Here is a 13244-nt window from a genome sequence, read left to right on the forward strand (position 1 = left end):
CATCGCTGCCGGGGCCCGTCGCGGGCCCCGGCAGCCTGCTCTGCACCCACCGAAAGGAGCCGTTCCGTGCGTGTCCTGCTCGTGGTGACCCCGGTCAACAGCCATCTGCTCCCCATCGTCCCGCTCGCCCGGGCCCTGTCCGCCGCGGGGCACGACGTGGTCCTGTGCGGCGAACCCGTCGCCGTGGCCACCGCGGGTGCGGCCGGCCTGTACACCGTCCCGGTGACGGCCCGACCGGCCGCGCCCGCGCCCGCCGCGCCCAAGCCCACTGCGCCGAAGCCCGCAGCCCCGTCGCCGGAGCCGGCCGCCGCGCCCGGAGCCCCCGGCTGGCAGCCGGACTGGGACCTGCTCGCCGGTCGCTGGCGGACCCGGATCGGCCGGGTGATCGACGGCTACCTGGACTTCGCCCGGGACTGGCGTCCCGACCTGGTGATCTCCGACCCGCTGGAGTTCTGCGGTCTGCTCGTCGGCGGCGCCCTCGGGGTGCCGACCGTGGTCCACCGCTGGGGCCCGGACGTCCTCACCACCCTGGCCCGCGAACCGGCGGAACGCGCGCTCAAGGCCGTGGCCGAGGGCATCGGCCTGCTCGGCGGCCTGCCCGCACCGGCCCTGGTGCTCGACCCCACCCCGCCCCGGCTGCTCCACCCGGACACCGACCCGGGCCGCCCCATCCGCTTCGTCCCCTACAACGGTCAGGGGGACGTCCCGAGCCGGCGGCCCGCTCCGGACCGGCGGACCGTCTGCGTCTCCTACAGCGCCCGCACCGTCGACGAGTGCGGGGTCGGCGGACTGTCCGCGCTGGCCGCCGCGTTCGACGGACTGGACGGGGTGGACGCGGTGCTGACCCTCGGCGACGAGCACGCCGCCGGGCTCGGACGCCTGCCCGACAACGTCCGGGTGGTCCGGCCCGCGCCGCTGTCGCTGCTGCTGGACGGCTGCGCGGCGCTGGTCCACCACGGCGGTGCGGGCACCGGGCTGACCGCCCTGGTCCGCGGGCTGCCGCAACTGGTCCTGCCGCAGGCGCTGCCCGCCCTGGAGGTCTACGCGGAGCGGATCGCCGCCGCCGGCGCGGGAGTGTCCGTGGCCGCCGAGGAGCAGCACGACCCCGAGCGGTTGCGGGCGCACCTGGTGGCCCTGCTGGAGGAGCCCGGCTACCGGGACCGTGCGGGGGAGATCGCGGACGAGGTCGGGGCCATGCCGCTGCCGGCCGAACTGGTGCCGGAGCTGGAGGCGTTGGCCGCCGGTTGAGCGGTCCCGACAGCCGGAGGCGCCGCCGTCCCGACCGGGGCGGCGGCGCCTTCTCGTCGTCTGCTACCGGTCGGCGAGCACCGCGCTCGCCTCCCGCTCCAGCAGCGGAACCAGGGTGGACGGGGCCGGCTCGCGGCCGATCTCCTCGGCCAGCGCGGTTGCGGCCCGCCGGTGGCGCCCGTCGTTGACCAGGACCTCCACGGCGTCGCCGATGGCGGCCGGATCGTCCTGCAGCCGAGGGTCGAGGATCAGCCCGGCCCCGGCGTCCGCCAGCCGCTCGCCGATCTCGGCGGTCACCGGGATCTGCGGCAGCACCAGTTGCGGGACGCCCAGCGCGGCGGCGGTCAGCCCGGTGCCCGAACCGCCGTGGTGCACCACGGCCGAGCAGCTGGGCAGCAGCGCGTTCATCGGCACCGACTCGGCGACCCGGACGCCCTTCGGGACCCCGCCCAACCCGGCCGCCTGGCCGGGCCCGACCGCGAGGACGACCTCGACGTCGTGCGCGACCAGGGCCCGGAGGGTGCGGCCGACCATCTCGGGCAACTCGCCGGGGCGCAGTTTGGTGCTGGAGATCCCTGCGGTCACGCAGACCCGGGGGCGCGCGGCGGCTCCGGACCCGCTCCCGTCACCGGGACGGTGCACCCAGGTCGGCACCGTGCCGGGGCCGTTGTAGGGGGTGTACCGGACCGGGATCCGGTTCCGGGTCGCCGGGTCGGGCAGCCGGAGCGAGGGCGGGCACGGGTCCAGCCAGCCGGCCGGGCCGCGGTCCGGGTCCGCGCCGAACCGGGCGAACAGTTCCTGGTACGCCCGCAGCGGCGGCCCGGTCAGGTCGGTCAGCTCCACCCGCATCACGGTGGCGCTGCCCCAGGTGTGGCCGAAGGCGGGCACCCCGATCACGGCGGCGGCCAGCGGACCGGCGAAGGTCAGCGAGTCGTGGACGATCACGTCAGGACGCCAGGACCGGGCGAAGTCGACCAGGTCGTCGGCCATCGCCTCGGCGACGGTGACCTGCTTGTCGCCGAGGGCGGCGAGGACCGGGCGCAGGTCCGCGTCCAGCAGGTCGGGACGGGCGGCCCAGTGCCGGGGCCAGCGGCCCCGGCTGCGCCAGGGCGCCAGGTCGGCGCGGTTCCTGATCTGCTCGACGGCCACGTCCCGGCCGACGGGAACGCCGATCATCCCGGTCCGGGTGACGGCGGGCACGATCGACGGCGGCGTGGCCACCCGTACTTCGTGCCCGGCCGCCCGGGCGGCCCAGGCGAGGGGGATCAGGCTGTACAGGTGGGCGGGTTCGGCCCAGGTCGTGAACAACACGCGCATGGCGCCTCCTCGGGCGGCCGGTGCGGCCGGCCGGAGCGGTCGCGGCAACAGTGGCGGGGACGGTGGTGCTGGGACGGGTGGTGCTGGGACGGGTGGTGCGGGGACGGATGGTGCGGGGACTGCTGGTGCGGGGACTGCTGGGGGAGCGGCGTGCGGGAATGGCACGGCAGTGCCCGCCGGGCGGGGGAGACCGGGGACACTGCCGTGGACTGTGGGCGGCGCGGGCCCGGCCCGGCGCTGGGACGCGCACGGGGTGGGGGTGGGCCCGCGGCCGGTGGGGGTGGTCAGACCAGGTCGTCGCGGGTGACCAGGCGGTGCTCGACCAGCCAGCCGTCCGCACCGCGGACGAGCCGGTCCTCGCAGAGGGTGCTGGCCTTGATGCCGGCCGGGCCGCCCCGAGGGGTCTCCAGCACCACCGCGTAGCAGCGCGCGGTGAGCGCGTCCGGGCCGCTGGTCTCGATGGAGACCATGCCGAGCCAGTGCCGGCGCTGGATGCCCCGGGCCGCGTAGTCGGCGGTCGCGGCACCGGCCGAGGCGATGATGGCGGCGCGGCCGACCGTGGGCTCCGGATGGGCGTTGGCGGCGAATACGCCGTCCTCGGTGAAGGTCGCGGCCCACTCCTCGACCCGTCCCTGGTCGAGCAGTTGCATCTGCTGGGCGTAGAACTGCTGAACCTGGTGGTACAGCTCGGCGGAGCCGATTGTGGGGGCTTGCTCCGTCACGGTCATGGCGGCGGTCCTCTCTGCACTGGCGTGGTCGTTCCCTGCCGAACCGAGCATCGGGACCCCGGCTCGACTACGGCCGGACTGTCGCCGGAACGCCGCCCCGGACCCGCTCCGGCGCCGTCCAGCGCTGCTCGATCCAGCTGCGAGGCCCTCTCGGCAAGGTGACCTCAGTCAGCAGTCGAGAGGAGTCAAGAGCATGGCGAACGAGGCGAACGAGCAGCGGCGGGTGGCCCTGGTCACCGGCGGGACCAGCGGCATCGGACTGGCGGTGGCCCGCGGCCTGGGCGGAGCCGGACTGGCGGTGTTCATCTGCGCGCGCAGCGCGGAGAACGTCGAACTGACCGTCAAGGAGCTTCGGGCCGAGGGCCTGGAGGTGTCCGGAGCGGCCGCCGACGTCCGCAGCCCGGAGTCGGTCAAGGCCCTGGTCGCCGCGGCCGTCGAGACCTACGGCCGGGTCGACGTCCTGGTCAACAACGCCGGTCGGAGCGGTGGCGGCGTGACCGCCGACATCGCCGACGACCTCTGGTACGACGTCATGGACACCAACCTGAACAGCGTCTTCCTGACCACCCGGGAGGTGCTCAAGGCGGGCGGCCTGCAGGAGCGCGGCTGGGGCCGGATCGTCAACATCGCCTCCACCGGCGGCAAGCAGGGCGTGGTCCTGGGGGCCCCGTACTCGGCTTCCAAGCACGCGGTGGTCGGCTTCACCAAGGCCGTCGGCCTGGAGCTGGCGAAGACCGGGATCACCGTCAACGCGGTCTGCCCCGGCTACGTCGAGACCCCGATGGCGCAGAAGGTCCGGCAGGGCTACGCGGCGGCCTACGACGCCACGGAGGAGGCGATCCTGGAGCGCTTCCAGGCGAAGATCCCGCTGGGCCGCTACTCCACCCCGGAGGAGGTGGCCGGCCTGGTCGGCTACCTGGTCACCGAGACCGCCGCCTCCATCACCGCGCAGGCGCTCAACGTCTGCGGCGGGCTTGGCAACTACTGATCCCAGGGACAACGAGCGAAGCGAGGCAGAACACCATGTCCGTTCCCACCAGTGTGGTCGAGAAGTACCGCACCGTGCACTCCGTGGACGTCGCGGCTCCGGCCGAGCGGGTCTTCGGCATCATCGCAGACGTCACCAACTGGCCCCTGCACTTCGCGCCCAACGTTCACACCGAGCAGGTCGAGAGCGATGCCGGGGTCGAGCGGATACGCATCTGGGCCACCGCCAACGATGAGATCAAGACCTGGTCCTCGGTGCGGGTGCTGAACCCGGCGGACGGCCGGGTCAGCTTCCGGCAGGACGTCTCCACGCCGCCGGTCGAGGCCATGGACGGCGAGTGGATCGTCACCCCCGTCGACGCGGCGAACTCGCGGCTGGACCTGGTCCACACCTTCCGGGCGATCGACGACGACCCGGCCGGGATCGAGTGGATCCACGCCGCCCTGGAGCGCAACAGCGCCTCCGAGCTCGACGGCATCAAGCGCCTGGCGGAGCTGGGCGACCAGCTGGACGAGCTGGTGTTCGGCTTCTCCGACACCGTCCACGTCGAGGGCGACGGGGCCGACGTGTTCGACTTCCTGAACCGGGCCGACCTGTGGCCCGAGCGGCTGCCCCACGTCGCCCGCCTCGACCTGGTCGAGGACCTGCCGGGCGTGCAGGTGATGACGATGGACACGAGCACCAAGGACGGCTCGGTGCACACCACCCGCTCGGTGCGGGTCTGCTTCGCGCCGAACCGGATCGTCTACAAGCAGACCGAGGTCCCCGCGCTGATGACCGCCCACACCGGCAGCTGGACCATCGTCCGCTCCGGCACCGGGGTGGACGTCACCTCCCGCCACGACGTCACGGTCCGCCCGGACGCCGTCGAGCGGATCCTCGGCGCGGGCAGCACCGTGGCCGACGCCCGCGCGTACATCCAGCGCGCGCTGAGCACCAACAGCACCACCACCCTGCGGCACGCCCGCGACCACGCGGAGGGACGCCGTGGCTGAGCGGCTCGACGACCTGCTCGCAGCGGCCGCCCGGAACGATCCGGGCCGGGCCGCGATCCTCGCCGAGGGGCGCGGCACGGACTTCGCCGAGCTGGACCGCCGGGTCACGGCGGTGGCGGCGGCGATCACCGAGCTGCTGCCGGAACCGGGCGGCACCGTGGCCGCGGTCTCGGTCCTGCACCCGGACTTCGCCGTGGCCTACTACGGGACGGTCCGGGCCGGCGGGGTCGTCGCCGTCGTCAACCCGCTGCTGCGGGAGGACGACCTGGTGCACCTGCTGGTGTCCAGCGGCGCGGCGCTGGCGTTCGTGGACGCGGTGGTGCTGCGCAGGCTCGCGGCCGTCCGCGACCGGCTGCCCGCGGCGCTGCGCCTGATCGTGATCGGCGCCGACCCGGCGGCCGACCAGTCCTCGGTGACCACCCTGGACGACCTGGCCGCGGGCACGAGCACGGCCGGCGGGTCCGCCGCCGGGTTCGTCCCGCCGCCGGTCTCGCCGGACGACGTCGCCTGCATCCAGTTCACCAGCGGAACCACCGGACGCCCCAAGGCTGTTCGGCTCACCCACCGGAACCTGCTGGTGAACGCGGAGCAGATCGCCGACGCCCACCGGCTGGACCGGGGCTCGGTGACGCTGAACCACCTGCCCACCTTCCACCCCATGCACCTGAACTCCGCCCTGCGGGCCGGCGCCACCCAGGTGCTGTTCGCGGGCCCGGACCCGGCGGAGGCGGTGGCCGCGGCCAACCGCTACGGCGCGACCCACTACTACAGCCTGCCGGTGCGGCTGGCCCGACTGGCGGTCGATCCGGCGCTGGACGGGCTGGAGCTGCGGACGGTGCGGCGGATCGCCTCCGGCGGCTCCGCGCTGCCGGTGGCGGCGGCGGTGCGGCTGACCGAACGCTTCGGGGTGCCGGTGTTCCAGGGCTACGGCCTGGCGGAGACCTCCCCGCTGACCCACAGCGACGACCCGGAGCACCCGACCCCCGGTTCGGTGGGTCGGCCGGTGGCCGGCACCGAGTGCCGGGTGGTGGACATCGAGAGCCGGTCGGTGCTGGTCCCCGGCGAGGTCGGCGAGGTCCAACTGCGGGGCCCGCAGGTGATGAAGGGCTACCTGGGCGGTCCCGACGGCACCGGTCTGGAGGCCGACGGCTGGCTGTCGACCGGCGACGCCGGGCGGATCGACGCGGAGGGCCGGCTGTTCCTGGTGGACCGGCTCAAGGACGTGTTCAAGTGCGACAACTTCCTGGTCGCGCCGTCCGACGTGGAGCGCGTGCTGCTGGCCCACCCGCTGGTGCGGGAGGCCGTGGTGGTGGACCTGCCCGACCCGTTCAGCGGCTCGGTGGCCGGTGCGCTGCTGGTGCTCAGCGGTGGGGCCGACTCCCTGGACCAGGTCCTGTCGGCGGTCAACGAGCAGCTCCCCTACTACCAGCGGGTCCGCCATGCGAAGGCCGTGGACGCCGTCCCGCGCAACGGCAACGGCAAGATCCAGCGGCGGGTACTGGCGGCCGGTCTGGCCGAGGAACTCGCCGCGGTCTGAGCCGCAGTCTGACCAGTTCTGATCCGACGTCATGGCACCACCCCCGATCGAGAGGAACCGACCATGAGCGACAACGCGACCCCGGGACAGCGTCCCCTGTTCACCGTGATCAACACCTTCACCCTCAAGGAGCCCGAGAACGCGGCCGCGTTCGAGGAGCGCTTCCTCAGCCATGTCGAGTGGATGCGGGCCAGGGACGGCTTCGAGTCGCACCAGGCCGTGCGCAGCCAGGAGCAGCCGGGCGTGTACGTGAACCTGGGCTGGTGGGGCAGCCCGGAGAACTTCAAGGAGGTGCTCGGGAGCGAGGTGTTCCAGGAGCACGCCAAGGACTTCCACCGGATCGTGGACGTCGAGGCCGACCCCTCCCTCGGGGTGCTGCGGCTGAACGGCCGTCAGGACAGCCTGGCGGACGGCGTGGTGCTGGTGGTCGAGACCCTGGACGCCACCGGCGACGCGGTCGAGCTGGAGGTGGCCTACCGGGCCTACGCCGAGGCGGCAGCCTCCGTCGACGGCTTCGGCTGGACCGACTTCGCCCGCTCGCTGATCCGTCCGGACCACTACACCGCGGTCACCGCCTGGTCCGGCGCCGAGGCGGCGGCCGTGGCCGGCGCGCTGCCGCAGTACGCGGCGGTGCTGGCGCTCGCCGACACCCAGCGGACGACCGGTTCGCCGGTCGCGGGGACCCGGTCTCCCGCGGCCGTGCCGGTCGCGGTCTAGAAGGGAAGCGGTATGACGCGGGACGAGACGACGACGGAGCTGGCCACCGACATCTGCGTGGTCGGGGCCGGACCGGCCGGACTGACCCTGGCCCTGCTGCTGCTGAAGTCCGGGGTCGCGGTGACCGTGGTCGAGCGCTCCCGGGCCCACCAGCGCGAGTTCCGGGGCGAGATCCTGCAGCCCGTTGCGATGGCACTGCTGGACCAGCTGGGCGTGCTGGCGGGCGCGCGGGCGCGCGGCGCCCACGAGCACGCCCGGTTCCGGCTGGTGGAGCGGGACCGGGTGCTGCTGGACATCGACTACCGGGGTCTGCCCGCGCCCCACAACCACCTGCTGAGCATCCCGCAGGCGCACGTGCTGGACGAACTACTGCTGCACTGCGAGAAGTTCGAGGGGTTCCGCTATCTGGAGGGGACCCGGGTGAACGGCCTGCTCCGCGAGCAGGAGCGGATCGTCGGCGTCACCGCCGACGGCTCCGCGGGCCACCACACGGTTCGTGCGCACTGCGTGGTGGCGGCGGACGGGCGGTTCTCCAAGGTCCGCCGGCTCGCCGGGATCGAGGCCGGCCGCAGCGACGTCTTCGACCTGGACGTGCTGTGGTTCAAGCTCACCCTGCCGGAGGGCGCGTCCGGCGAGGGGCCCGAGCCGGTGCGGGACGTCCGGGTGTTCCGGGCCGAGGGCAGCCCGGTGCTGGTCTACGAGTCCTGGCCGAACCGGGTCCAGGTCGGCTGGACCCTTCCGCACGGCGGCTACAAGGCGGTGGCGGCGGAAGGTCTTGAGCACACCAAGGAGCAGCTGGCCAGGGCGGTGCCGCCGTACGCCGACCTGATCCGCAGCCAGATCACTTCGCCGCGCGACCTCAGCCTGCTCGACGTGTTCTCCGGACGGGCCGAGCGCTGGGCCGTCGACGGGCTGGTGCTGATCGGTGACGCCGCCCACACCCACAGCCCGATCGGCGCGCAGGGCATCAACCTGGCGATCCAGGACGCCGTGGTGCTCCACCCGCTGCTGGTCGCCTCGCTGGCGGCCGGCGACGCCGGGGCCGGGTTCCTGGCGGCCTTCGAGCGCGGACGCTCGGCGGACATCGAGGCGGTGATGCGGACGCAGCGGATCCAGAGCAAGGCGATGCTGGCCCACGGCGCCGTGGTCACCTGGCTGCGGCCCAAGATGGCCGCGGTGCTCCAGCGGACCCCGCTGTTCGGGAAGGTGCTGCGGAGCATCGCCTACGGCAACCCGGCCATCCGGATCGCCGAGGAGCACTTCACCGACCGCGACTGAGCCACCGGACGGCAGTGAAAGGGCCGGCCCCCGATCGGGGGCCGGCCCTTCCGTGTGTTCGCTGCGGCGCGGATCAGCGGCGGGCCAGGGCCTCCAGGTCGTGGACCACCTCGGCCGGTGACGGCATCCCGGCCATCGACCGGGCGAGGTCGCCCGCCGCGCGGGCGTAGCCGGGCTCGTTCAGCACCGCCTCCAGGCCGGCCCGGAGCCGCGAACGGTCGTTCTGCTCCTCCGCGTCGGAGATGCAGACGGCGGCGCCGGCCGCGGCGAGCTGCTGGCCGGTGGTGAACATGTCGAGCAGCTGCGGCAGCACCAGCTGGGGCAGGCCGAAGGAGGTCGAGGTGAGCGCGGTCCCGGCGCCGCCGTGGTGGACCACCGCGTCGCAGGACTCCATGATCAGGTGCAGCGGCACCGGGTCGATCAGCCGCACGTTCTCCGGCATCGGCCCGAGGGCCTCCCGGAACTCCTCCTCCACGGTCGCCACCGCCTCGGTGTCGGAGAGGCCGGAGAAGGCACTGAGGATGTCGCGGACGTGCGGCACGCCGTTGAGGGACAGGGTGCGGGAGCCCAGCGAGACCACGACCCGGCGGCCGAAGGGCTTCTTCTCCCGGAGCCACTCCGGGTAGACGCCGGGGCCGTTGAAGGGGACGTAGCGGATCGGTCGGCCGGGCTCGCTGCCCGGGGCCAGCAGCGCCGTCGGCGCGGAGTCCAGCACCAGGTCGGGGTCGGGCAGGCCGGGCAGGCCCAGCCGATGGCAGGCGCCCTGCAGGGCGAGCCGGGCGGGTCCGCGGGCGCCGGTGGAGATGGGGTCGAGGCCCCAGCGGTGGTGCACCACCGGCACCCCGAGCGAGCCGCCCACCACCAGCGAGGCGTACTCCAGCATGTCGGAGAGGATCAGGTCGGGCTTGAACTCGCGGGCGAAGTCCAGGTATTCGGGCAGCAGGTAGCGGGCGTGCATCATCCAGACCTTCGCGCCCGCGGCCATCTCCTCGGGCTTGGCCGGGGCGCGGGTCTCGATGATCCGCTTGCCGTCGCGCAGCCCGCCGGTGAGCATGTCGCCGACGTGGTACCAGTCGCCGAGGACCACGCCGGACAGGCCCGCGCTGCGGGCCGTCGCGACCACCTCGGGCTGGCCGGCGAACAGCACCTCGTGGCCGGCCGCGCGCAGCGCCCAGGCCAGCGGCACCAGCGGGGTGAAGTGGGTGGGGACAGGGGTGTTGAACATGAGTACACGCATCTGAGCTCCCGGGAAGGGTGCGCCCCGCCCCCTCGACGGGGGACGGGGCGGCGGTGGGTGTGGACGGGACGAGCCGGTGGTCGGTGGTTCTGTGGGGTCAGGCGGCCGTGGCGGCCTCTTGGTCGGATTCGGCGGCGGAGCCGTGCTCGGCGTCGGCGTCGGCGTCGGCGTCGGCGTCGTCGGAAGTGGAAGTGGAAGTGGAAGTGGCGGTGGAAGTGGCGGCCTCGGTCCCGGCCTCCGCCGGGACCTCGGTGTCCGCGTCCGCGCCCGCCTCCGTCTCCACCTCGGCCTCGGCCGGGTCGAGCCGGGTGTCCGGCAGTGCGACGGCCAGGGCCAGGCCGGCCAGCATGATCGCGCTCGCCACCAGGAACGCGGTGGCGGTGGCCTTCGCATAGGCGTGCTCGCCGACGGCCTTGGACGCGGACGCCATGCCGCCGGGCAGGATCGAGTTGAGGCGCTGGGTCAGCACCTCACCCAGGACGGTGGTGCCGAAGCCGCTGCCCAGGGTCATGAAGAAGCGGCCGCCCGAGGTCACCACGCCCAGGTTCTCCGGGAGCGCGGTCGCCTGCACGGTCTGCAGCACCACCTGGACCACGCCGCCGAGGCCGAAGCCCAGCAGCACCAGCATCCCGCTCAGCTCCAGGGTGGAGGTGTGCTCGTTGATGAGCCCGAACAGGCCGAGGGCGACCACCCCGACCGTGGCGTTGGCCAGCAGCACCGGCTTGAACCGGCCCAGCCGGGTGATCAGCTTGCCGGAGGTGAACATCACCACCAGCACGCCCCCCGCCATCGGCGCGAGCCGCAGACCCGCGCCCTCGGGGGTCACCCCCCGGGTGATCTGCAGGTACGTCACCACGTAGACGGGTACCGCCAGGATCGCGAAGCCGCCGATGAACTGCAGCGGGGCGGCGATCCGGAAGACCCGGTCGCGGAACAGCGACATCGGCAGGATGGGCTCGGCGGCCTTGGTCTCCCACCAGCAGAACAGCGCCGTGAGCAGCAGGCTGCCGCCGCCCGTGCCGAGGATCACCGGAGAGGTCCAGGAGTAGGCGCCACCGCCCCAGTGGGCCACCAGCAGCAGCCCGCTCGCGGCGGCGGTGATCAGCGCCGCTCCCGGCAGGTCCACCCGGTGGGCGGCCTTGCGGGCCGGAAGGCGCAGGGCCAGCAGCGTGATCACGACGGTGACCAGGCCGAGCGGCAGGTTGACGTAGAAGATCCAGCGCCAGGTCAGGTGCTGGCAGAGGAAGCCGCCCAGCACCGGGCCGATGATGATGCCGAGGGCGACCAGGCCACCGCCCATTCCGGAGCCGGCGGCCCGCTTCCGGGGCGGCAGCAGGGTGGCCATGATGATCAGCGTGACGCTCATCAGCCCGCCGCCGCCGAGGCCCTGGACCACCCGGAAGGCGATCAGTTCGCCCATGTTCCGGGCGGCCCCGCAGAGCGCGGAGCCGGCCAGGAAGGTGCAGATCGCGAACAGGTAGACCCGCTTGGGGCCGAACATGTCGCTGAGCTTGCCGTACAGCGGCTGGGTGGCGGTGGCGGCCAGCACGTAGGCGGTGATCAGCCAGGGGAGTTCGCTCAGCCCGTGGACCGGGTCGAGCGCCCTGGTGATCGGCCAGGCCGCGGTGGCCACGATGTTCTCGTCCAGCAGCGACAGCAGCATGGCCGCCATCGCCCCGAGCGAGAACAGCTGGATCTGCTGTTCACTCATCCCGTGGGTAGGAGCTGCCTCCTCGGTCGGGCGTTCGATCGTGCTGAGGTCGGTCATACGAAGATCCTCCGGTGGCGTTCGTCGGCGGTGGTCTGCTCGGGACCGCCGAGCTCGGGGCTGCGGGACGCGATCAGCGCCTCCAGGTCGCCGACCACGGCCGCCGGAGCCGGCATCCGGGCGACGCTCTCGCCCAACTCCGTCGCCGAGAGCCGGAACCCGGCCCCGTCGAGCAGCTGCTCCAGGGCGGCGCGGACCCGGGACGGGTCGTCCTGCTCCTCGGCCGAGTCGACGGCGAGGCCGGCCCCGGCCGCGACCAGCCCGTCGGCGACCGCGAACTGGTCCATGATCTGCGGGAGCACCAGCTGCGGCAGCCCGGTCGCGGTGGCGGTCATGGCGGTCCCGCAGCCGCCGTGGTGGACGATCGCGTCGCAGTCGTTCAGGAACAGCGAGAGCGGCGTCGGGTCCACCAGCCGGACGTTCCGGGGCACGGGACCGAGTTCCGCCCGGTGGGCCGGGTCCACGGTCACCACGGCCTCGGTGTCCGCCAGGCCGTCGAAGGCGTCCACCACGCTGCGCAGCAGCGGCATGCCGTTGAGCTTGAGGGTCTGCCCCCCGAGCGTCACGCACACCCGCCGCCCGGTGCGCCGGTCCAGGGCCCACTCCGGCCGCACGCCGCCGCCGTTGAAGGGGACGAAGCGGATCGGTGCACCGGGCGCGGCACTCGCGTGCTGGAGCTCCGGCGGGCAGGGGTCCAGGATCAGGTCGGGCTCCGGCAGCGAGGTCAGCCCGTGCCGGCGGCTCAGGCCGTCCAGGAAGAACCCGGCCGCGCCGCGCAGCAGGGCGGTCAGCGGGTCGACGCCCCAGCGGTGGCGGACCACCGGTATCCCCAGCGCACCGCCCACGACCAGCGAGGCGAACTCCAGCTGCTCCCCGACGACCAGGTCGGGGCGCCACTGCCGGGCCACCTCCAGGTAGCGCGGCACCATGTAGCGGGCGTGCCCGAGAAAGGTCTTGGCGCCGTCGGCGAGCCCGGCCGGGCCGGGCCTGCCGAGGCTCTGCAACGGGCGCTTGCCCGGCGGAAGGTACGGCAGCAGCAGGTCGTCCACGTGGTAGGGGTGGCCGACCCGGGCCAGGGACAGGCCCGCGGCGACGACCGTCGCCTCGACGTCCGGCTGTCCCACCACCAGCACCTCGTGCCCGGCGGCCCGGAGCGCCCACGCCAGCGGCACCATCGGGGTCAGATGGGTCGGTACAGGGGTGGTCGTCATCAGTACGCGCATCCGTGCTCCTCGGGTATCGGGCGGAGTGGGGCCGGTGGAACGGGGCCCGGGGTTGAGGGGAGGCGTTGTGCCTCGGGCCCGATGCTGGTCGCTCTTGATCGAGTCGCCCTCGCGCGGCACTTGAGCCGTGCACTCGACCCCGCTGCGAGAGGCGCTCCACGCCCCCGCGCCACGGTGGGTCGGATGTGTGACCGCAACGGAGGAGGTC

The 13244-nt window shown here is 73.8% G+C and carries 11 protein-coding genes; 6 read left to right on the forward strand and 5 right to left on the reverse strand.

Annotated features, from left to right (window positions below; genetic code table 11):
* Window positions 1-66: 66 nt before the first annotated feature.
* Window positions 67-1248 carry a nucleotide disphospho-sugar-binding domain-containing protein gene (locus tag BS75_RS26020; RefSeq protein WP_042439896.1) on the forward strand — a complete coding sequence of 394 codons (1182 nt, stop codon included), beginning with the start codon at window positions 67-69 and terminating at the stop codon, window positions 1246-1248.
* A 63-nt stretch (window positions 1249-1311) separates the two neighbouring features.
* Here BS75_RS26020 and BS75_RS26025 read toward each other — a convergent pair whose 3' ends face one another.
* Together BS75_RS26025 and BS75_RS26030 are read right to left on the reverse strand one after the other, a co-directional pair.
* Window positions 1312-2565: a nucleotide disphospho-sugar-binding domain-containing protein gene (locus BS75_RS26025; RefSeq protein ID WP_034089982.1), complete on the reverse strand. Its 1254-nt coding sequence runs from the start codon at window positions 2563-2565 to the stop codon at window positions 1312-1314.
* A gap of 284 nt (window positions 2566-2849) precedes the next feature.
* The gene (locus tag BS75_RS26030; protein WP_034089983.1) at window positions 2850-3293 is read right to left on the reverse strand and encodes a nuclear transport factor 2 family protein; all 444 of its coding nucleotides are present in this window, start codon (window positions 3291-3293) and stop codon (window positions 2850-2852) included.
* A 193-nt stretch (window positions 3294-3486) separates the two neighbouring features.
* Here BS75_RS26030 and BS75_RS26035 point away from each other — a divergent pair, with 193 nt between their 5' ends.
* The 5 genes from BS75_RS26035 (at window position 3487) to BS75_RS26055 (ending at window position 8808) form a co-directional block, all read left to right on the forward strand.
* On the forward strand, window positions 3487-4281 hold the full coding sequence (locus tag BS75_RS26035; protein ID WP_034089984.1) for an SDR family NAD(P)-dependent oxidoreductase: 795 nt from the start codon (window positions 3487-3489) through the stop codon (window positions 4279-4281).
* Between the two features lie 35 nt (window positions 4282-4316).
* On the forward strand, window positions 4317-5276 hold the full coding sequence (locus tag BS75_RS26040; RefSeq protein ID WP_042439895.1) for an aromatase/cyclase: 960 nt from the start codon (window positions 4317-4319) through the stop codon (window positions 5274-5276).
* Window positions 5269-6813, forward strand: a complete 1545-nt coding sequence (locus BS75_RS26045; protein ID WP_042439894.1) for a class I adenylate-forming enzyme family protein — start codon at window positions 5269-5271, stop codon at window positions 6811-6813. The genes BS75_RS26040 and BS75_RS26045 overlap by 8 nt, the downstream gene beginning before the upstream one ends.
* 63 nt (window positions 6814-6876) lie before the next feature.
* Window positions 6877-7530: an antibiotic biosynthesis monooxygenase family protein gene (locus BS75_RS26050; protein ID WP_034089985.1), complete on the forward strand. Its 654-nt coding sequence runs from the start codon at window positions 6877-6879 to the stop codon at window positions 7528-7530.
* 12 nt (window positions 7531-7542) lie between these two features.
* Window positions 7543-8808, forward strand: coding sequence for an FAD-dependent monooxygenase (locus tag BS75_RS26055; RefSeq protein ID WP_034089986.1), 1266 nt, complete (start codon window positions 7543-7545; stop codon window positions 8806-8808).
* Window positions 8809-8881: 73 nt separating this feature from the next.
* Here BS75_RS26055 and BS75_RS26060 read toward each other — a convergent pair whose 3' ends face one another.
* From BS75_RS26060 to BS75_RS26070, 3 genes are all read right to left on the reverse strand, one after another.
* Window positions 8882-10045, reverse strand: coding sequence for a nucleotide disphospho-sugar-binding domain-containing protein (locus BS75_RS26060; protein ID WP_034089987.1), 1164 nt, complete (start codon window positions 10043-10045; stop codon window positions 8882-8884).
* Between the two features lie 97 nt (window positions 10046-10142).
* Window positions 10143-11813: an MFS transporter gene (locus BS75_RS26065; RefSeq protein ID WP_052069702.1), complete on the reverse strand. Its 1671-nt coding sequence runs from the start codon at window positions 11811-11813 to the stop codon at window positions 10143-10145.
* Window positions 11810-13036, reverse strand: coding sequence for a nucleotide disphospho-sugar-binding domain-containing protein (locus BS75_RS26070; protein WP_042439892.1), 1227 nt, complete (start codon window positions 13034-13036; stop codon window positions 11810-11812). The genes BS75_RS26065 and BS75_RS26070 overlap by 4 nt, the downstream gene beginning before the upstream one ends.
* Window positions 13037-13244 lie beyond the last annotated feature (208 nt).

This window comes from Streptacidiphilus albus JL83, from assembly GCF_000744705.1.
Taxonomy (GTDB): domain Bacteria; phylum Actinomycetota; class Actinomycetes; order Streptomycetales; family Streptomycetaceae; genus Streptacidiphilus; species Streptacidiphilus albus.